This window comes from Variovorax brevis (genome assembly GCF_030317105.1).
GTDB lineage: Bacteria > Pseudomonadota > Gammaproteobacteria > Burkholderiales > Burkholderiaceae_C > Variovorax > Variovorax brevis.
The window spans coordinates 456,498-475,564 of sequence record NZ_JASZYG010000003.1; the positions used below are offsets into that span (position 1 = coordinate 456,498).

The 19,067-nt window shown below is 64.3% G+C and carries 16 protein-coding genes and 1 riboswitch; of the genes, 11 read left to right on the forward strand and 5 right to left on the reverse strand.

Annotated features, from left to right (window positions below; genetic code table 11):
- Positions 1–12: 12 nt before the first annotated feature.
- The 3 genes from QTI66_RS10930 to cysS are packed head-to-tail and all read right to left on the reverse strand — an operon-like array spanning position 13 to position 3,066.
- The gene (locus QTI66_RS10930) at positions 13–990 is read right to left on the reverse strand and encodes an acetyl-CoA carboxylase carboxyltransferase subunit alpha (protein WP_286559529.1); all 978 of its coding nucleotides are present in this window, start codon (positions 988–990) and stop codon (positions 13–15) included.
- Between the two features lie 16 nt (positions 991–1,006).
- Positions 1,007–1,657: a DNA-3-methyladenine glycosylase family protein gene (locus QTI66_RS10935; protein ID WP_286559530.1), complete on the reverse strand. Its 651-nt coding sequence runs from the start codon at positions 1,655–1,657 to the stop codon at positions 1,007–1,009.
- Positions 1,658–1,677: 20 nt separating this feature from the next.
- The gene (gene cysS / locus QTI66_RS10940) at positions 1,678–3,066 is read right to left on the reverse strand and encodes a cysteine--tRNA ligase (RefSeq protein WP_286559531.1); all 1,389 of its coding nucleotides are present in this window, start codon (positions 3,064–3,066) and stop codon (positions 1,678–1,680) included.
- 279 nt (positions 3,067–3,345) lie between these two features.
- Between cysS and QTI66_RS10945 the strand changes: the two genes are divergently transcribed.
- The 5 genes from QTI66_RS10945 (at position 3,346) to QTI66_RS10965 (ending at position 6,726) form a co-directional block, all read left to right on the forward strand.
- Positions 3,346–3,936 (forward strand): tetratricopeptide repeat protein, encoded by a 591-nt coding sequence (locus QTI66_RS10945; protein ID WP_286559532.1) that lies wholly within the window; start codon positions 3,346–3,348, stop codon positions 3,934–3,936.
- A gap of 94 nt (positions 3,937–4,030) precedes the next feature.
- Complete coding sequence (locus QTI66_RS10950; RefSeq protein WP_286559969.1) at positions 4,031–4,588, forward strand: peptidylprolyl isomerase; 558 nt, start codon at positions 4,031–4,033, stop codon at positions 4,586–4,588.
- A 14-nt stretch (positions 4,589–4,602) separates the two neighbouring features.
- Complete coding sequence (locus QTI66_RS10955; protein WP_286559533.1) at positions 4,603–5,115, forward strand: peptidylprolyl isomerase; 513 nt, start codon at positions 4,603–4,605, stop codon at positions 5,113–5,115.
- Positions 5,116–5,155: 40 nt separating this feature from the next.
- Positions 5,156–5,923 (forward strand): UDP-2,3-diacylglucosamine diphosphatase, encoded by a 768-nt coding sequence (locus QTI66_RS10960; protein WP_286559534.1) that lies wholly within the window; start codon positions 5,156–5,158, stop codon positions 5,921–5,923.
- Positions 5,924–5,934: 11 nt separating this feature from the next.
- Positions 5,935–6,726 (forward strand): M90 family metallopeptidase, encoded by a 792-nt coding sequence (locus tag QTI66_RS10965; protein WP_286559535.1) that lies wholly within the window; start codon positions 5,935–5,937, stop codon positions 6,724–6,726.
- Positions 6,727–6,784: 58 nt separating this feature from the next.
- Here the strand turns inward: QTI66_RS10965 and QTI66_RS10970 are convergent, their stop codons facing one another.
- Complete coding sequence (locus tag QTI66_RS10970) at positions 6,785–9,580, reverse strand: DUF349 domain-containing protein (RefSeq protein ID WP_286559536.1); 2,796 nt, start codon at positions 9,578–9,580, stop codon at positions 6,785–6,787.
- 88 nt (positions 9,581–9,668) lie between these two features.
- Positions 9,669–13,508: a DUF748 domain-containing protein gene (locus QTI66_RS10975; RefSeq protein ID WP_286559537.1), complete on the reverse strand. Its 3,840-nt coding sequence runs from the start codon at positions 13,506–13,508 to the stop codon at positions 9,669–9,671.
- Positions 13,509–14,151: 643 nt separating this feature from the next.
- On the opposite strand from QTI66_RS10975, the gene QTI66_RS10980 reads away from it, so the two are divergent.
- The 6 genes from QTI66_RS10980 (at position 14,152) to QTI66_RS11005 (ending at position 19,061) form a co-directional block, all read left to right on the forward strand.
- On the forward strand, positions 14,152–15,024 hold the full coding sequence (locus QTI66_RS10980) for a lytic transglycosylase domain-containing protein (protein ID WP_286559538.1): 873 nt from the start codon (positions 14,152–14,154) through the stop codon (positions 15,022–15,024).
- Positions 15,025–15,077: 53 nt separating this feature from the next.
- A riboswitch (ZMP/ZTP riboswitch) is annotated at positions 15,078–15,219 on the forward strand.
- Between the two features lie 45 nt (positions 15,220–15,264).
- Positions 15,265–16,509 (forward strand): serine hydroxymethyltransferase, encoded by a 1,245-nt coding sequence (gene glyA / locus QTI66_RS10985; RefSeq protein ID WP_286559539.1) that lies wholly within the window; start codon positions 15,265–15,267, stop codon positions 16,507–16,509.
- Positions 16,510–16,527: 18 nt separating this feature from the next.
- Positions 16,528–16,971: a transcriptional regulator NrdR gene (gene nrdR, locus QTI66_RS10990; RefSeq protein WP_286559540.1), complete on the forward strand. Its 444-nt coding sequence runs from the start codon at positions 16,528–16,530 to the stop codon at positions 16,969–16,971.
- A gap of 176 nt (positions 16,972–17,147) precedes the next feature.
- A complete protein-coding gene (locus tag QTI66_RS10995) occupies positions 17,148–17,687 on the forward strand; it encodes a GspH/FimT family protein (RefSeq protein WP_286559541.1) in 540 nt (179 codons plus the stop codon).
- Between the two features lie 8 nt (positions 17,688–17,695).
- Entirely contained in the window at positions 17,696–18,244 is a 549-nt protein-coding gene (gene pilV / locus QTI66_RS11000) for a type IV pilus modification protein PilV (protein ID WP_286559542.1), read from the forward strand.
- A 19-nt stretch (positions 18,245–18,263) separates the two neighbouring features.
- Positions 18,264–19,061, forward strand: coding sequence for a PilW family protein (locus QTI66_RS11005; RefSeq protein WP_286559543.1), 798 nt, complete (start codon positions 18,264–18,266; stop codon positions 19,059–19,061).
- The last annotated feature ends 6 nt before the right edge of the window (positions 19,062–19,067 follow it).

Below are 19,067 nucleotides of genomic sequence, written 5' to 3' on the forward strand. Positions count from 1 at the left end.
CATCAGCAGCACTTACTTGCTGTCGGCGCGCGTGTCCGCGAAGCGGCCGTAGCCCTGCAGACGTTCGTAGCGACGGTCCAGCAGTTCGCGCGGCTTGAGGTCGCTCACCTGACGGTATGCATCGCCCAGCGCACGCTTGAGGAAAGCCGCCATCTGGCGGTGATCGCGATGCGCACCGCCCACGGGCTCGTTCACGATCTTGTCGACCAGCCCGAGCGCCTTCAGCCGGTGCGCGGTGATGCCCAATGCATCGGCCGCTTCCTGCGCCTTGTCGCTCGTCTTCCAGAGAATCGACGCGCAGCCTTCGGGGCTGATGACCGAATAAATGGAGTACTGCAGCATCACGACCTGGTCACCGACCGAAATGGCCAATGCGCCGCCGGAGCCACCTTCACCGATGATCGTGACGATGATCGGCACCTCGAGCTGCGCCATCTCGTAGATGTTGCGGCCGATGGCTTCTGACTGGCCACGTTCTTCCGCGTCGATGCCGGGGTATGCGCCTGGCGTGTCGACAAAAGTAAACACCGGCAGCTTGAACTTCTCGGCCGTCTTCATGAGCCGCAATGCCTTGCGATAGCCCTCGGGCTTGCTCATGCCGAAGTTGCGCGCGGTGCGCTCCTTGGTGTCGCGGCCCTTCTGGTGTCCGATGACCATGCATGGCGTGCCGTTGAATCGCGCCAATCCGCCAACGATGGACAGGTCGTCTGAAAAATGGCGGTCGCCATGCAGTTCGACGAAGTCCGTGAAGATCTCGTTCACGTAGTCGAGCGTGTAAGGGCGCTCCGGGTGGCGCGCGATCTTGGTGATGCGCCACGGCGACAAGTCGCTGTAGATGTCCTTGGTGAGTTGCTGGCTCTTCTTGCTCAGCTGATCGATTTCTTCGGAGATGTCGACCGCGGATTCGGTCTGCACATAACGCAATTCTTCGATTTTGGATTCGAGCTCCGAGATGGGTTGCTCAAAGTCGAGGAAGGTTCGTTTCGCCAACGTCTTCTCCTGTTGTTCAGTATGCGACCGGGACCGGTTCGAGCGATCGCCAAATATACCAAGTTGCCACACTGCAAAATGGCGCCCAGGCGACGGCCACTTCGCGCGCATCGCTGCGGCTCACCGGGTCCCCCGAAAAATAGTTCTGACTGATGCCATTGATGAGCCCGGCATCATCCAACGGAAGTACGTTGGGCCGCATAAGGTGAAACATCAGGAACATCTCGGCCGTCCAGCGGCCGATGCCGCGGATGGCCACCAGTTCGGCGATGATCATCTCGTCGGCCATGTCCTTCCACGAGTCGACGTGCACGGTGCGATTGTCGAAATGCAGTGCAAGGTCAACCAGGTATTCAACCTTTCGCGCGGACAGTCCGGCCGCGCGCATGTCGTCCACCTTGAGCTTGAGCACGTTGGCCGGCGTCATGCGGCGCGGCAGCTTGGCAAAGCGGTCCCACACGGACTGCGCCGCCTTCACTGAAATCTGCTGGCCCACGATGCTGCGCGCCAAGGTGGTGAACGCATCGCCCCGCGATTCGAGGCAGGCATCGCCAAACTGGGGAATCAGCCGCTTCATCACACGGTCCTTTTTCGACAGGTGCTTGCAGGCTTCTTCCCAGTAGTCGGGCGTGAACACTTCGACGTCGGCCGGCTTGCTTCTGGCCACCGGCGCTTTCTCTCCTGCGCTCACTGTGCTGCCGCCCAGGTGGTGCCGGAGGCCGAGTCCTTGAGCACGATGCCCTGTGCGAGAAGCTCATTGCGAATGCGGTCCGCCTCGGCAAAGTTCTTCGCTGCCTTGGCTGCCGCGCGTTGCGCGATCAAAGATTGAATGGTCGCCTCGTCCAGCGTGGTGCCCGCCTGCAGGAAGGCCTCGGGCGAGGATTGCAGCAAACCGATCGTGCCACCGAGCGCACGCAGCAAGCCCGCCAATGGTGCAGCCGCCTCATTGGAAGGCGCACGATTGATCTCACCGGCCAACTCGAACAGAACGGCCACCGCCTCCGGCGTGCCGAAGTCTTCGTCCATTGCCGCCTTGAAGCGCGCAGCAAAGGGCTGCGTCCAATCGATGGTGACCTGCGCAGGCTCCACTCGCTGCAACGCGGTGTACAGGCGCTTGAGCGATGCACGCGCATCATTCAGATGCACGTCGCTGTAGTTGAGCGGGCTGCGATAGTGGGCACGCGCCACGAAGAAGCGGATGGTCTCTGCATCGAAGCTCTTGAGCACATCACGAATGAGAAAGAAGTTGCCCAGGCTCTTGGACATCTTCTCGTCGTCGATGTTGATGAAGCCGTTGTGCATCCAGTAGTTGGCATACGGCTTGCCGTTGGCGCCTTCGCTCTGGGCGATTTCGTTTTCGTGATGAGGAAACTGCAAGTCCGCGCCGCCACCGTGAATGTCGAAGCTTTCGCCAAGCAACTCGCAGGCCATGGCCGAGCACTCGATGTGCCAGCCCGGACGTCCGGGACCGAATTCGCTGGCCCACTTGACCTCTTCGGGCTCCGAGTCCTTGGCGCGCTTCCACAGCACGGGGTCGAGCGGGTCGTCCTTGCCGTCGAGCACGGCCACGCGCTCGCCCGCATGCAGTTCATCCAGCGACTTGCCGGACAGTTTCCCGTAGCCCGGAAACTTGCGCACGGCGTAGTTCACGTCGCCATTGGCTGAACGGTAGGCCAGGTCCTTTTTCTCGAGCGTGGCAATCATCGAGAGCATCTGCGGAACGTATTCGGTGGCGCGCGGCTCGTGTGTAGGCCGTTCGATGCCCAACGCGTCGGCGTCTTCGTGCAGCGCGCCGATCATGCGGTCGGTCAGGCTGCGAATGCTTTCACCGTTTTCCACGGCGCGGTTGATGATCTTGTCGTCCACATCGGTGATGTTGCGAACGTAGGTGACCTTGTAGCCGCTCACTTTCAGCCAGCGCTGCACGACGTCGAACGCAATCATCGAGCGCGCGTGGCCAAGATGGCAGTAGTCGTAGACCGTCATGCCGCACACGTACATGCGGACTTCGCCCGCCCGCAGTGGTGTAAATTCCTCCAGGTCACGCGCGAGCGTGTTGTAGATGCGCAAACTCATGGGATTCGAAAAGGCGTCGGTTCGCGACCGTGCAAGTGAGTCATTGCAGGCGAACGACGGCGTTATTTCAGGGAAAGGGGTGGCGTGGCCAAAGGGCGTCGCAAGTGACCCCTCGGCTACAATTCCTCCCAGTATAAACGGCCCCCGCCGTGTGCATTTCGGGTGTTTTCGAGCCCCCTCGAAACCCGCCCCCTATCACGAGGCTTCATGCAGCACGTCGAAAAATTTCGTATACCGACCCGTTTTAACGTTCTCGCGGCCCTCCTTGCTACCCTTGCCTTGTTCTGCACCGCCGCCGTGCGCGCCGACGAATACGCCGATGTCACGCAGATGGCCAAGCAAGGACGCCCGGCCGATGCATTGGCCAAGGCCGACGCCTACATTGCCAAGAAGCCACGCGATCCGCAGATGCGTTTTCTGCGCGGCGTCATCCTGACGGAACAGGGCAAGCAGGCCGACGCCACGGCCGCCTTCGTGCAGTTGACGCAAGAGTTCCCCGAACTGCCCGAGCCCTACAACAACCTCGCCGCCCTCTATGCGGCGCAGAGCCAGTTCGACAAGGCACGCGCCGCGCTCGAAATGGCGATCAAGCTCAACCCGAGCTATGCCACGGCGCACGAAAACCTCGGCGACGTCTATGTTCGCCTGGCCGCGCAGTCCTATGGCAAGGCCCAGCAACTCGACAAGAGCATCACCAGCGTTGCGCCCAAGCTGGTGTTGCTGCGCGAGGTGTTCCTGCCCAAAGCGGCCGTGAAGCCGGCCGCGGCCAGATCGGGCGATACTGCCGCTCCTGCAAAGCCATCCGACGCGGCGCCTGCCGCAGGGTCGGCTGCGGAATCTGCACCTGCGACCACGTCGCCGGTCAAATAATCGTTCCTCTCCGGGCCTGGCCTGCGGGCCGCGGCCATTTCGTTTTGAAAGTGAAGCTCCTTTGAACTCTCATTTCCTTACGCGCCGCCTGGCGCTGGCCGTCTCTTTCAGTGCCTTGCTGGCAACGACGAGCGCGTTGGCCCAGCAGCAGGCGGCACCGCGCGTCAAGCTGTCCACCTCCGCCGGCGACATCGTCGTGGAGCTGGACGCCGACAAGGCTCCCAAGACGGTGCAGAACTTCCTCGAGTACGTGAAGGACAAGCACTATGACGGCACCGTCTTCCATCGCGTCATCAACGGCTTCATGATCCAGGGCGGTGGCTTCACCGCCGACATGAAGCAGAAGTCCACGCGCGACCCGATCCCGCTCGAAGCCGGCAACGGCCTGAAGAACGACGCCTTCACCATTGCCATGGCGCGCACCGGCAACCCGAACTCCGCCACGTCGCAGTTCTTCATCAACGTCGTGGACAACCCCAAGCTCAACGCCCCCAACCCCGATGGCTACGGCTACACGGTGTTTGGCAAAGTCATTGCCGGCAAGGACGTCGTCGACAAAATCCGCGGCGTGCCCACGGGCAACAAGGGCGGCATGCAAGACGTGCCGCTCGAAACCGTCACCATCAAGTCCGCCACCGTCGTGGCGAAGTAAACAGGAGAACCCTCATGAGCAAACCCCAAGTCGAACTGCAGATCCGCAACTACGGCGTCATCACGCTGGAGCTGGACGGCGACAAGGCACCGAAGTCCGTCGAGAACTTCCTGAGCTACGTCAAGAAGGGCCACTACGACGGCACCATCTTCCATCGCGTGATCCCCGGCTTCATGGTGCAAGGCGGCGGCTTCGAAGTCGGCATGACGCAAAAGCCCACCGACGCGCAAATCGAGAACGAAGCCAACAACGGCCTGAAGAACGACAACTACACCGTGGCAATGGCGCGCACCAATGCGCCGCACTCGGCCACCGCGCAGTTCTTCATCAACGTGGCGAACAACGGCTTCCTGAACCACACGGCACCTTCCGCGCAAGGCTGGGGCTACGCGGTGTTCGGCAAGGTCATCAACGGAACCGACGTGGTCGACAAGATCAAGGCTGTGAAGACGGGCCGCAAGGGCTTCCACGACGACGTGCCGCTCGATGACGTGGTGATCGAAAAGGCTGTCGTCATCTCGGAATAACTGGCGACTTCGCCGCAACCCGCGAGCTTCTGCAACGGCCATGAACCACACCGCCTTCCAGGAGCTTGTGGCGCCACCCGAGTGGCGCTCGGTCGACATCATTTCCGACCTGCATCTTCAGCCGGGCGATGCGGCCACGTTCGAGGCATGGCGCGGCTACCTGCAGACCACGCCAGCCGACGCCCTCTTCATTCTTGGCGACCTGTTCGAAGTGTGGGTGGGTGACGATGCCGCCGCCGAGCCCGGCTTCGAGGCGCAATGCGCACAGCTGTTGCGCGAGGCTTCGGCGCGGCATGCGGTGTACTTCATGCACGGCAATCGCGACTTCCTGATCGGCTCGGCATTTGCCGCGCAAGCGGGCTTCACGCTGCTCGACGACCCAACGGTGCTGGCGTTCATGAACGAACGCTGGCTGCTCAGCCACGGCGACGCCCTGTGCCTCGAAGACACGGAGTACCTGCGCTTTCGTGAGCAGGTGCGCTCGCCTGCGTGGCAACAGGCCGTGCTCTCGCAACCGCTGGAGCAGCGCCGCTCGCTCGCGCGATCGGTGCGCGCCAAGAGCGAGGAACGCCAGCGTGACCCCACGGTGATCTGGGCAGACGTGGACACCGGCGCCGCCCGCGATTGGCTCGCCAAAGCCAAATCCCAGACGCTGATTCACGGCCACACGCATCGCCCCGCGCGGCACGATCTCGGCGACGGCATGCAACGCATCGTGTTGAGCGACTGGGACGCCGCTGCGCATCCGCCGCGTGCGCAGTTGCTCTGCATTTCCGCAGCCGGCGCGCAGCGCGTCGACTTGCGCTGAGCGGTCGCCCGATGCTGGGCTGGTTGCGCAAGCTGCGTTCCGTACCACCGATTCCCGAACGGGCGTGGCAGTCTGCGCTGCTGCGCTACCCATTTCTTTTCAGGCGCGCCGAAGGCTCCATGGATCGCCTGCGCGCGCTTGCCGCCGAGTTCTTGCGCGACAAGGAATTTCACGGCGCGCATGGCTTCGTCATCACCGACGAAGTCGCGCTGTGCATTGCGGCGCAGGCCGTGCTGCCGATCTTGCACCTGCCCGGCGGCTTGAACTGGTACGACGATTTCGTCGGTGTCGTCGTGCATCCCGCCGAGGCACTGGCGCGACGCAAGGTGACGGACGAAGTCGGTGTCGTTCATGAATACGACGAAGTCATTGCCGGCGAAGCCATGGACCGTGGCCCGGTCATGCTCAGCTGGCAGGCCGTGCTTGAAAGCGGCGTGACGAGCGAAGCGGGCTACAACGTGGTGATCCACGAGTTCGTCCACAAGATCGACATGCGCGACGGCCGCGCCGACGGTTGTCCGCCGCTGCCCATGAATTTCGCGGGCACGAACAGCGCGCGCGACGGCAAACTGAAATGGCTGACCGTGATGGAAGCGGCCTACGGCGAATTCCGCGAGAAGGCGATCATCGCCGAGCGTTTCGGCGGCGAGGCACCCTGGCTCGACCCGTATGGCGCGACCTCGATCACGGAGTTTTTCGCCGTGGCCTGCGAAACCTACTTCGTCAATCGCGAGCGATTCGCGCAGGAGGCGCCGGCGCTGCTGGCGCTGTTCGACGCCTTCTTTCTTTCAGGCCGGAAGTAAGGCAAGCAAGAGCGAACGCAAGCCTCTCTGGCCTGCGCCCCCGCTGCCCGACTATTGCTTACTTGCGCAGCAGCGCCTTCAATGCCGACTGCAGGCGACGCGCCGATGCCGCATCGTGCGCCGATGCCAACACCTTGCCCACGTCCTGCGCCCACGTCTGCGCTGGTGCGGGATCGCCACGGCGCGTGAGCAGCTTGAGTTGCAGCGCGCGACGTGCGTCCAGTTGCTCGGCAGGCGTCGGAACCTCGGCAGCCATTTCGAGGCGCAGCAGCGACTCCGACGCAGCGTCGGCACCCGCAGGCGCCGCGCCAACCGATTGCGACCACGTGCCGCGAACGGCAGGGCTCACGGCACGGCCGAGTTCCTGCACGCTGGGCAATTCGCCGGCATCGCGATGCTCCCATGCACCGATCAGTTGCGTGAGCGCCTCGCCATGCGCCTGGGCCTGCAGCTTGCGCAAGGCCAGTTGCGCATGTTCCAACGCTTCGCGCTGCGCGCGGAATGCGGCATCGCCGAGACGCGGACCACGGTCCTCGAAGGCAGGACGGTCGCCAAAGCGCCCGCCACGATCATTGCCACGCCCCTCCGGTCGCGGGCCGCGATCGTCCGGACGCGGGCCACGGCTGTCGCGCCGGTCGCCCGGACGTCCGCCACGTCCAGCGGGCATGGGCTCGGCTTTCTTCATGCCTGGCCGATCGTCGCCGCGAACGGCCACCACCGGCTTCTTGGGCGGGGCCTTCGGCGCCGGGGCAGCCTGCGCGTCGGTGCGCGCGGCGGCATCGGCACCGTCTGCGGGTGCTGTCAGATCGGCGGATTCGGCCGGAGCTGCTTCAGCGGGCGCGTCGCCGGCGCCTTCGGCCGGTGCGCTGCTCGGCTCCGCACTTTCTGCGAACTCCGCAGCCGCCTGACCGGGGGCCACGACTTCGGTCGCACCCACGTCGGGTCCGTCGGAGGCTGCCTTGGCGGGCGCGGGCGCCTCGACGGGCGGCTTGTATTCACCACGCATCGCTGCTTCGAGGTTGGCCACGGCGGTGCGAATCTTTTGGGCATCGCCCGTCGCGTTGGCTGCTTCGAGCGCCTTGGAGGCGGTCAGCACATTGCGATCGTGCTCGCTCATGGCGGAGGCGACCTTCTCGCGCTCGGCCGTCTTGCGGTTGAATGCTTCGTCGATGGGCGCACGGAAGGCGTCCCACAGCTTTTGCTCCTGACGGCGATCGAGCGGGACGCTCTGCGCCTCCGACTGCCAGCGCTGCTGCAAGGCCTTGACGGCATCGACGCGCAGGACCGGTGCGCTGCCCAGCTGAACGGCTTCAGCAATCAGCGCCTGGCGACGCTCGGTGCTGGCCTTTTGCGCGGCCTCGAAAGGCGCACGCGCGGCGCCAAAAGCCTCGGACCACTGGCCCTGGAGTTCTGCAAACACTTTTTCGCCCACATGGCCTGCATCGCGCCAGCGGTCGGCAAACTGATGCAGGGCGCGGTTGTGCGCCTTCAGGTCGCTCGCATCGGCGTGCTCGGCCGCCCATGCCTTGACTTCCTCGATGAGCGCCACGCGCTGGGCGCGATGTTCGGCGGCGTCCGCACGAACCTTTTCGAGCCACGCTTCGACCACCTTGTGCGCTTCGTTGCAGGCTTCGTCGAAACGCTTCCACAGGGCATGGTTGGGAACGCCGCCTTGGTCCGCCTTCTTCCATTGTTCGCGCAGGGCGCGCAGGCTTTCCTGCATCTTGCGGCCGCCGAGGGCCTGCCCGTCGGGGCGCTTGAGCAGGGCTTCGGCCTTGGCCACGAGATCTTCGCGGACCTTGTCGGCGCTCCAGCGCTGCCAGCCCTCGAGTTCACCTGCCGCCACCAGTGCGGCATGGACTTGGCCTTCCAGGGGCTGCTCGACCAGGCGGCCGTGTTCCTTCAACACAGCACGCAGGGCCGCGGCGGCGCCGGCGCTGCCCTTGCCATGGCCTTCCGCGGTTTCCTGCTCGAGCTTGGCGAGCGCAGCCTTGACGGCGTCGTTGGCCGCGGCCCGCACGGCCGGATCGACCTTGGGGCCCTTGGGTGCCGCAGCCGGCTTGGCGACGGGCGCACCTGCCGCTTCGACCGGGATTCCACGCGCAGCACGCAACTCGTCTGCCCACACGGGCACGGGCGGCAGCGGCGCGGCGGCATCCGCCGCGGCTGCGACGGCTTGCGCCAAGGCGGCCTTGAACGCGTCGGACACGACCAGCAACTGCGCTTTGGACGCTTCGAGCTGGGGCGCAAAACGGCCATCGAGGCTGGTCCAGTTGGGATCGGCGGCTATGGCGCTGGCCTGCTCCTTCCAGTTTTCAACGTCGGCCGCCAACGATTCGGCTACCGCCTGCGCGTCTTGCCAGCCCTTGGTGGAGAGCACTTCGAAGCGTTGCGCCAGCAACACAGCGGCCTCGCGATGGACCTGCGCGCGATGCTGCAGGTCTTCGATGCCCTTCACACGCTCGGCCAATTGCACCTTCAGCGCAGCCAGCGGCTCGCGCGACAGCGGTGCACCGGCCTTGGCCGCGTCGCGCTGCCATGCAAGTGCGTCCGCGATATTGAGCTTGGGTTGTTCCAGCAGGCCCTGCGCCTTTTGCGCCCATTCGGCGGCGATGGATTCCTGCCCGCGCGTGCGCTTGATCTCGTCGAGTTTTTCGCGCACCAGACGCGCAGCACCCTTGTCGCGACCGCTCAGCTCCTTGAACACGTCGTGCAGCTGCTCGGCGGCGGGGCCGGCTGCCAGCCAGTCGCGCACGCGCTGCGCGCGTTCGCCGGAGGTCGGCGCAGTGAAAGCGCCGCCCGTGAGCGCGTCGAGTGCGTGGATGTCGTGGGGCTTGGAAGTTGATGAGGTCACAGCGCGAAAAATTTTTGTCTTGGTAGAAATGCGAAGGCGCCGGCAATTCCGGCGCAGCCCTCCATTTTGACCCACGCGCCGCCTGCGCTCAACGCGTCTCCAATTTAAGCTCGGCGCCGGGCTTCCACTTCTCGTCCTTGGGCTTGGTTTCCACCGCGCCAAGGAACAGGCGTTCGGCGGGCAATTTCTGCTCCAGCAGATAGTCACGCACGACCACGCCGCGCTCCACGGCCAACTCGCGGATGGTTTCGTCGTTGACCGGAATGTTGGCCATCAGCAGGTTTTCCATCTCCGGCAGCGGCAGGTCCTTGGACAGGCCGACCATGTTGCGTGGCTTGTTGAAGTCGGCGCGCTTGTAGACCGCGGTGATCAGCGCGGGGTACTCGGCGTCCGTGACGGCCTCCACCTCCGAGGCCTCCTTGCCGCCGCGCACGGCGATCCGGCGCTTCTCGGCTCGGGCGAGTTCCCTCAGTTGCTCGCGTTGATACGCGGTTCGCTCCTGCTCCAAGCTGGCGGTGCCCACGACTGTCATGCGCAATGCGGGCCGATCGGTCAGCGCCTTGGCGACCTTGTCGAGGCTCTCCTTGGCGGAAGGCGACAGCGACGAACTCCCCGGATCGAAGACGATCGCGCTCGATTCACCTCCACCTCCGCCGGAGCCACCCGTCAACAGGTTCATCGGCGAGGTCACGGCCTTGACGATGAGGTTCACGATGCCCTTCCACACGAGGGGCCAGACGCTGAACTGTGGATCGTTGATGGAGCCTGACAGCGGCAGGTCGACGTCGATCACGCCATTGCGGTCCGCCAGCAGCGCAATGGCCAGTTTCACCGGCAGGGTGCGCTCGGCTCCGGGCACCTCCTCGCCGAACTGGAGCTGATTGAGCACGAGCTTGTTGGTGGCACTCAGCCGGCCGTCGGGTTCGACCTTGTAGTTGAGATCGACGCTCAGTTTGCCGCGCTCGATCCCGTGCCCGGCGTAGCGGATGGTGTAAGGCGACAAGGGCGCGAGTTCGAGGTCGCGCATCTTGGCCGTGATGTCCAGCTGGAGCGGCTGCACCAGCGGATTGAGCTTGCCCACGATTTCCAGCGCGGCCGTCTGCTGCGCCTTGCCGTTCAGTTCAAGGTCCGCCAGCACCGGCTTGCCATCCACGGGCCTGGAGGAAAACGCGCTCAGCTTGCCGGTCATCTGGCTCAGGTCTGCCGAATAGTTCGGCTTGATGAAACGGTCGGTGAAGTCGATGCGGGCGTTGACCAGCGTGATCGGTCCGAAATTGATGACCGGCTTGGGGCCGGTGTCCACTGGTGGCGCATCCGCCACGGCCGGCGGCGCTGGCGCGGCGGCAGCCTCCGGCGCATTCACCATCAGCTCCGCCGAAGGTGCGGCGCCCTGCGGCTTGGCTACAGGCTGGGCGGACTTGGTGACCGTTCCGCGTCCAAAGAACTTCTTGCGGGTCGTGGCAGCGGGCTTTCCGTCGGGCCCGACCGCAGGCGGTGCAGGCGCAGCGCCCGGCGCGGCCGGCGCAGACAAGTCGATCGGCGTCCTGCTGGCGAGATCCTGCAAATGAAGCTTGCCGTTCTCGTCGATCACCAGGCGGGCAAACAAGTCCGTCAGGGACGTTTCCCGCACGTCGAGGGCCAAGGGGGTCTTGGGGACCAGATTGAGCTTGACGCCACGCAGGCTCAGCGATTTCCAGCTGAGCAATTGGCTGGCACTGCGATCCAGGCTGGAGGCCGTGCCCGGCGCAATCAAGGCGCTGTTCACGCGTACGTCGTCAAAGGCCGTATCGCCGGCAAGACTGGCCTTCAGCCCCGCCGGGTCGCTTGCGTACTGAACAGAGCCCCGGTAGCTCAGGAAGAAGCGGCGCAAGTCGACGTTGGGCGCGTTCGACGCGAAATAGGCTTTGAACGCGTGGACTGGAAGAGACCCGAGTTCGAGCTTTCCTTCCGTCGACAGCGGCTTCAGGACGAACTTGCCGTTGTACGAAAAGCGCCCGGGATCGGCGCGCCGTCCCGATGTGAGCCGGCCGGAGACGTCGATCGGTGATGCCGTCGTGCTGTTGGGCGAGAGCTGCTGCGCCTTCAGGTTGAGCGCCGTGAATTCAACTTCGACGGGAATTTTCTCGTTGGCGCTGTCGGCGTAGGAAACGACACCGTTGTTGATCGCGAGCGTGCCGATCAGCAACTCCCACGGCTTGGTGTTTGCGCCGGGTGGCGGCGTTTCCGCCGCCGCCGGCTTGGGCGCAGCGACCTTGGCGTCTTCGGTGCCGCCGGCCTGCGGCGAGCCGGTTTTCAGCCAGCGCTCGAACATCCAGCGCTTCTCGCTGTCCCGCTCGATGCGGATCTTGGGGTTGGTCGCACTGAAATTGGCGATGGTCAGCTTGTGCTGCGTCATGTCGACCTGCGCGTCCGTCAGTTCGAAGCGGCCGACGCTGGCCAGCGCCGTCTTGCCCTGCGTGAGCGCCAGCCCATCTGCGGCCACGCGGCGGGCGATCAGCTTCAGGTCGGGCTTGTTCCAGGCCACGTCGATCTGGCCGCTGAGCTTGCCGTCGAGCGTCGGCTCCAGGCTCTGCGCGAGGTAGGGCGCGGCGAGCGACAGGGGCAACTGGTCAACCTCCGCCTCCACCTTGGCCACCTTGTCCGTCGCCTCGCCCTTGAACTTGAGCGCGGCGCCAGCCACCGACGTCGAGCCATGGAAGCTCGCGGGCTTCTCCATGGGCCAGGTCACGCCCTCGGCGACTACTTCCAGCTGGCTTACGTCGACCGCCGCGGCGGGACGGACCTTCGCGTCGCGCCAGGCCACCTTGCCGGCATGCAGGCCCACCTTGTCGACCTGGATCTGCCATGTCTTCTTCGCAATGGCGCCCTTGGTCGCCTCGGCCACCGGGCGCGACACTTCAGCGGGCTTTTCGACGTCTCCGCTCGCCGGATCGGTCGGCAGCAGGTTGAGCTTGCCCTGCGCGTCGCGCGCGACCGCCAACTGCGGCGCCGCAAGTTCGACCTCTCCTATATGCACGATGCCCTCCAGCGGGCGGACGTTGGCGAGCGCCACCTTGAGCGAATCGAAGGCCAGCAAGTCCCTGTCCTTCTGGTCAATGACCTTGGCGCCGTGGACCGCGACCGTGCCGCTGATGCGCAAGCCCTCGGACGCGCCCTGCTCGAAATCGACCTTCAGATTGGCGTCCAGCGTGCCCCCGGCCAGCTTGACCGGCTGGCCGGCAGGCGCATAGGCCAGAAAATGAGACAGGTCGAGCCCGGTGAACTGCAAGTTGCCATCGGCCACGCGCTTCTCGGCAAAAGGCGTGGCCTGCGCGCTCGAATCGAACTTGCTGCCGTTCAGCGAAAAAGCCAGCTTGGGCTCGATCTTGACTTCTCGCTGCGACGGGAAATTGCTCAGGAATGGAACGTTCAGCGCCAGTTCGCGCAACTCGTGCTTCGGCCCGATGGCCTGGTCGTCGAAATCGACCGAACCACCGGAGAGGCTGATGTTGTAGATGGCAAAGCGCGCCGGATCGGTCTTGGGTTTTTCGGGCTGGTTCGCAAAGCGCTGCAGGATGTCATCGAAATCGTAGCTGCCATCCTTCCGGCGAACGACCTTCACGCTCGGACGCTCGACCGACACCGCATCCACCACCGGGGCCAGGCGCAGGATCGACTGGAGTTCGCCGTCGGCATAAAGGCGCCCTACTTCGACCTGGGCGTGGCTGCCATCCGCGCTGGCGATGCGCAGGTCGTTCACCGTGAGCTCCAGCGTCCACGGTTTGAAGTCGATCTTGCCGATGGTGACCTGGCGCCCCAGCTTCTCGCTGGCGATCTTCTGGACCTGGCTCTTGAGGATGGGAGGGACCGCCAGCCACGCCACCAACCAGAGGGCCAAAAGGGCGAGCACGGCCACGACTGCGCGTCGCACCCATTTGTTGACTTTCATGGAGGCAGCGTTCATCAGCGGCGAGTGTGCCGTAAATGCCGTCGGCTTCCCACCCATGCGGCCCAGAAATGAGAAAGCCCGGTGGCATGACGCTAAGTCGTGCTACCGGGCTCGATGGCGAGCCCAAGGCTCATGCCATCTTTTCGCTCGGCCGGAAGTGAAATCGTTCCAACCGTGCTGGCAGCAAAGGATTGCCACCGTTGAGGCCTTGACCGCTGAGCCGTTGGATGGAACTCCGGTGGCTACTGGACCTTGGCGAAACACCTGAAATGCTCAGGCACCCCAAGGTTAGGCGTCTTGCGAGCCCTTTGCAAATCGGATTTTCAATGGACCCGGCCGAAGCGATTCAGACCCTTTTTTGGGGCGCATCGAAGCAACCTTTAGCGATAAAGATTAAATTCCTTATGCTTGACCCGATATGTAGCGCCTCCTAGAATGCCCCAAGCCCGAGCCACCTACAAGGTCTCGGGGCCTTCTTGACTCCGCCGCCTTGTGTACTTTTTACTCACAGGCTTAAATCAGAGTGCCGCGCTCCTACCCATTTCAATTGCGCGGACCTGATACGACCAATCAACGTCGCTCTCTTCATCCCGGTCCGTTCAACGTGCTGGCGTGCGTTGAGCGACGCACCGAAAGGAAGACGATGAAACAGGCGCTTGCAGCCACGGGACAGGGTCTGAAGACCATGCTCTCAGACGTGGCCGATGGCTTTTTTGAAATCACGCACAACGGTTTTGCCCTGCTCGGGCTGGCCTTGGTGTTCACGGCGATCACCTTGGTCGCCCGCCCTGACCTCCGCCAAACTGGCGAAGACGAACTGATGGGATGGCTGCAGTCGCGCCGTCCGGCGCCCGAAGTCGCATTTGTGCCTGATCTTGATCTCGAGCCGACCGCCATCGAGCGGACGACTGCCGCCAGCCCTGGCGACCTGCCCAAGCCGCAGGCCGCCGTGGCGTTCTGGCTCAGCAAGAAGTACCGCGTGGCTGCCGAGCCGCTGTCCGTGCTCGTTTCCGAAGCCTATGACATCGGCAAGCGCACCAAGCTCGACCCGACCCTCATCCTGGCCATCATGGCCGTCGAATCCAGCTTCAATCCCTTTGCGCAAAGCCACGTGGGCGCCCAGGGCCTGATGCAGGTCATGACCCGCATCCACGGCGACAAGTACGAAAGCGCGGGCGGCACGCTCACGGCCTTCGATCCCGTGACGAACATGCGCGTTGGCGTGAAGGTCCTGCAGGAATGCATCGCCCGCGCCGGTTCCCTGGAAGGCGGCTTGCGCTACTACGTGGGCGCCGCCAATCTGGCCGACGACGGCGGGTATGCCGGCAAGGTGATGGCCGAGCATGAGCGGCTGCGCCAAGTCGAAGGCGGCCGCTCGGTGCCCCTGACGACGCCGCAGCCTGCCCTGCGCGCCCAGCAACGTGAACCGGCCGCTGCCGCTTCCACGACCGCCGCCGCGCCCGTGGAGCCCAGGTCCGCGCCGGGCGACCGCGTCGCCTACTTGTCGGGTCTTTGATCCGGGGCATGTCACTGGACCGGCGCGCGAGCCGGCCGACCTCGGCTAAACTCGGCCTCGTACGCGACTGGCGATTAGGCGCTTCACCCTAATAAGTAGTGGGTGCATGCGCTGACGTGGGGAATACCACTGGGAAGCGTACCGCCCGGCTCTGTCACAAGAACGGGTGATCAGCCGTTCGCCTGGGCAGCCCTTGTTTGTCGTCAGAAGAACAAGGACCATCGTCTTCAAAGGACTGCCATGTACCAACGCAATATCCTGGTCGAACAGACCGATCCTGAAATCTGGGCTGCCATCCAGGCCGAGCACGCCCGCCAGGAACACCACATCGAGCTGATTGCCAGCGAAAACTACGCTTCGCCGGCCGTGCTGGCCGCGCAGGGCTCACAGCTCACCAACAAGTACGCCGAAGGCTATCCGGGCAAGCGCTATTACGGCGGCTGCGAGCACGTCGACGTGGTGGAGCAGTTGGCCATCGACCGCGTCAAGCAGATCTTCGGCGCGGACGCCGCCAACGTGCAGCCGCACTGCGGCGCCTCGGCCAACGAAGCCGTGATGCTCGCCTTCCTCAAGCCCGGCGACACCATCATGGGCATGAGCCTGGCCGAAGGCGGCCACCTCACGCACGGCATGCCGCTGAACATGAGCGGCAAGTGGTTCAACGTGGTGAGCTACGGCCTCGACAAGAACGAAGCCATCGACTACGACGCCATGGAGCGCAAGGCGCATGAACACATGCCCAAGCTCATCATCGCGGGTGCCTCGGCCTATTCGCTGCGCATCGACTTCGAGCGCTTCGCCAAGGTGGCCAAGGACGTGGGCGCGATCTTCATGGTCGACATCGCCCACTACGCCGGCCTCGTGGCCGCGGGCGTGTACCCCAACCCGGTGCCGCACGCCGACGTCGTCACCTCGACCACCCACAAGAGCCTGCGCGGACCGCGCGGCGGCATCATCCTGATGAAGTCGCAGCATGAAAAAGCCATCAACAGCGCCATCTTCCCCGGCCTGCAGGGCGGCCCGCTGATGCACGTCATCGCGGCCAAGGCCGTGGCCTTCAAGGAAGCGCTGGCGCCGGAGTTCAAGGCCTACCAGCAACAGGTGGTCAAGAACGCGCAGATCGTCGCCGACACGCTGACGGAACGCGGCCTGCGCATCGTCAGCGGCCGCACCGAAAGCCACGTCATGCTGGTGGACCTGCGTGCCAAGGGCATCACCGGCAAGGAAGCCGAGGCGGTCCTTGGCGCGGCGCACATGACGATCAACAAGAATGCGATTCCCAACGATCCGGAAAAGCCGATGGTCACCAGCGGCGTGCGCATCGGCACGCCGGCCCTGACGACGCGCGGCTTCAAGGATGAGGAAGCGCGCGCCACGGCGAACCTGATTGCCGACGTACTCGAGAATCCGCGCGACGCGGGCACCATCGAGACGGTCCGCGCCAAGGTCCACGCGCTGACCAGCCGGTTCCCGGTCTACCGCTGATTCGAGAGGGGTTGCCGCATGAAGTGTCCTTTTTGCGGCCACGTCGACACGCAAGTCGTCGAGACCCGCATTTCCGAGGACGGCGATTTTGTTCGCAGGCGCCGCCAGTGCGGTGGCTGCGAAAAGCGCTTCACCACCTATGAGCGCCCGGAAGTCGCCTTTCCCGCAGTCGTCAAGAAAGACGGCCGCCGCGCCGATTTCGACTCGGGCAAGGTGCGCGCCTCGATGGCGCTGGCGCTGCGCAAGCGTCCGGTGAGCATCGAGCAGATCGACAACGCGCTGCTGCGCATCGAGCAGAAGCTTCTTTCCAGCGGATTGCGCGAAATCGAGTCCACCAAGCTCGGGGAATTCGTCATGCGCGAACTCAAGCGCCTCGACAAGGTGGCGTACGTTCGCTTTGCCTCCGTCTATCGAAGCTTTGAAGACGTCGATGAGTTTCGGCAACTTCTGCGCGACATTTAGTACGCCTATTGGAAGCAATCTGCCTTTATCTGCTGGCAACTGCTTCCAAAATGTCTCATTTGCTTTTTCACTGCCGTTGATCGGATAGGCGCCACCGGCTGTCGGCTGGCGCCCGGGAGGCATGCGCGTCATGCCTAGCATCGCGCGCAGTGGGACAGGGAGAAGATTCAATATGGATGCCGCCGCAGGCGCTGGATGCTTGCGGCTTTGCGCTGCTCGAGGCATTGGTCGCGGTGGCAATCCTGGCCGTGCTGGCGGCGATCGCAATGCCAAGCTTTCGCGAGATCAGCGAAAAGCTCAAGGTGCGATCGACCGTCGATGCACTGACCACCAGCATCTATTTCGCCCGCGCCGAGGCCTTTCGGCGCGGCGGCCATGTGACGCTGGCGAGGGTGGTCAGCAACGAATGCATCGAACCCGAAAAGGGCTCAGGCGAATGGGGTTGCGGATGGATCGTCTTTGCGGATGACGACGACAACCGCGTGCGCGCCGCGTCCGAAGAAATTCTTCAGGCCACCCCGGCGCAATCCGGACTGCGCGTCAGGCAGACCCGCGGCAGTGCTGCATTGAATGGGAGCCCATTGGGTGTCTTCAGTTCGGGTGGCCTGGGCTTCATCGTCAGTTCGAGGACCGTCAAGGGCGTCACGACCGCCATTTGCATCTCGTCGGGCGGGCGCATACGCGCACTGCCCGGTCTCGACGATTGTCCCGATTGAACCCGTCGATGCGCAAACAACGTGGCATCACACTGTTGGAGTCCCTGGTCGCGATCGCAATCCTGGCCGTCGCCGTCCTGGGCGCCCTCGTGGTGCAGCTGCGAACCATGGCGGAGACGCAGACCACGGTCCGTCGCGCACAGGCGATCCGGCTGATCGACGATCTCTCCGAGCGAATGAAATCGAATCCCGACGGCTTCGGGCAACTCGCCGCATTTCACTCGGACTGGACCTCCACTGGCAGTGCAGATGCCGCTTGCGACCAGCAATGGTGCGAACCCAAGGCGCTGGCGCAATGGGACGTCGCCCGATGGAAGGAATCGGTCACGCAGGGATTGCCTTTGGGCCAAGCCACCGTGTTCGACGCAACCGCGCCCGACGCAGAAGGCGTGCGGCGCCAGTTGGCCGTGATGATCGGCTGGCGCGCCAACGAGCGCACGAATGCGGGCCCCGACACGCTGACCGAGGAAGTCAAGCCCTTCGACGTCGAGACCGGGGCGGCCAAGGTGCAATGTCCGGCGGGCCTGATCTGCCATCTGGCATATGTGCAGCCCTGACGCGGATCCCTTCCGGTTGATGGCTTCGCACCGCAACCCTCAACGTGGCGCGACCCTGCTCGAATTGCTGGTCGGCCTGACCATCGGCGCCTTGGTCATCGGCGCGGCCATGGCCTCCATGCTGATTGCGCGCGATGCCGCCACGTCGGTCAGCGACATGAGCCAGCTTCAGCAGCAAGGGGCTCACGCGATGCGAAACATCGGGATTCAGGTGCGGCAGGCCGGCTCGCTGGATCTTCAGTTGGCGACTGCCGGCGGATCGGCAACATCGACAACGGCGTCAACGGCGTCAGCGGCGTCCACGCCGACGGTCGTCGAATTCATCGACGGCTTCGTGGGGCTGGACGGTGGCGCCGCATTCGTCGACGGCGTCGATGGCGCTGGCACCAAGCCCGACTCGTTCAGGGTCGCGAACCTGCCGGCGCCGCTGCTTGCCGCTCAACGCTTCGACTGCCTCGGACAGGAGCCCGGCGAGACAGGAAGGATCGATGCCACGTTCGCAGTCGAAAAGGGCAACCTCCGCTGCAAGTCAAGCACGTCACAGAACCAACCACTGGTCGAGGGCGTGGCAGGGTTCCGCGTGCGATATCGCTTGCAGGACGAAGACAAGGTCCGCGCCATGCGCGCGAGCGAGATCGCAAAGGCGCAGTTCTGGCCGGGCGTGACAGCGGTGGAAGTCTGCCTCGACCTGCAAGGCCACGAGCGCAAGGACAGCGGCACCTACGTGAACTGCGACGGCCAGACAGTCACGCGCGACGGTCGATTGCATGTGGTGCTGCGCAACGTCTTTCACCTGCGCACGCAGTCGGGAGCCTGAGCGGTG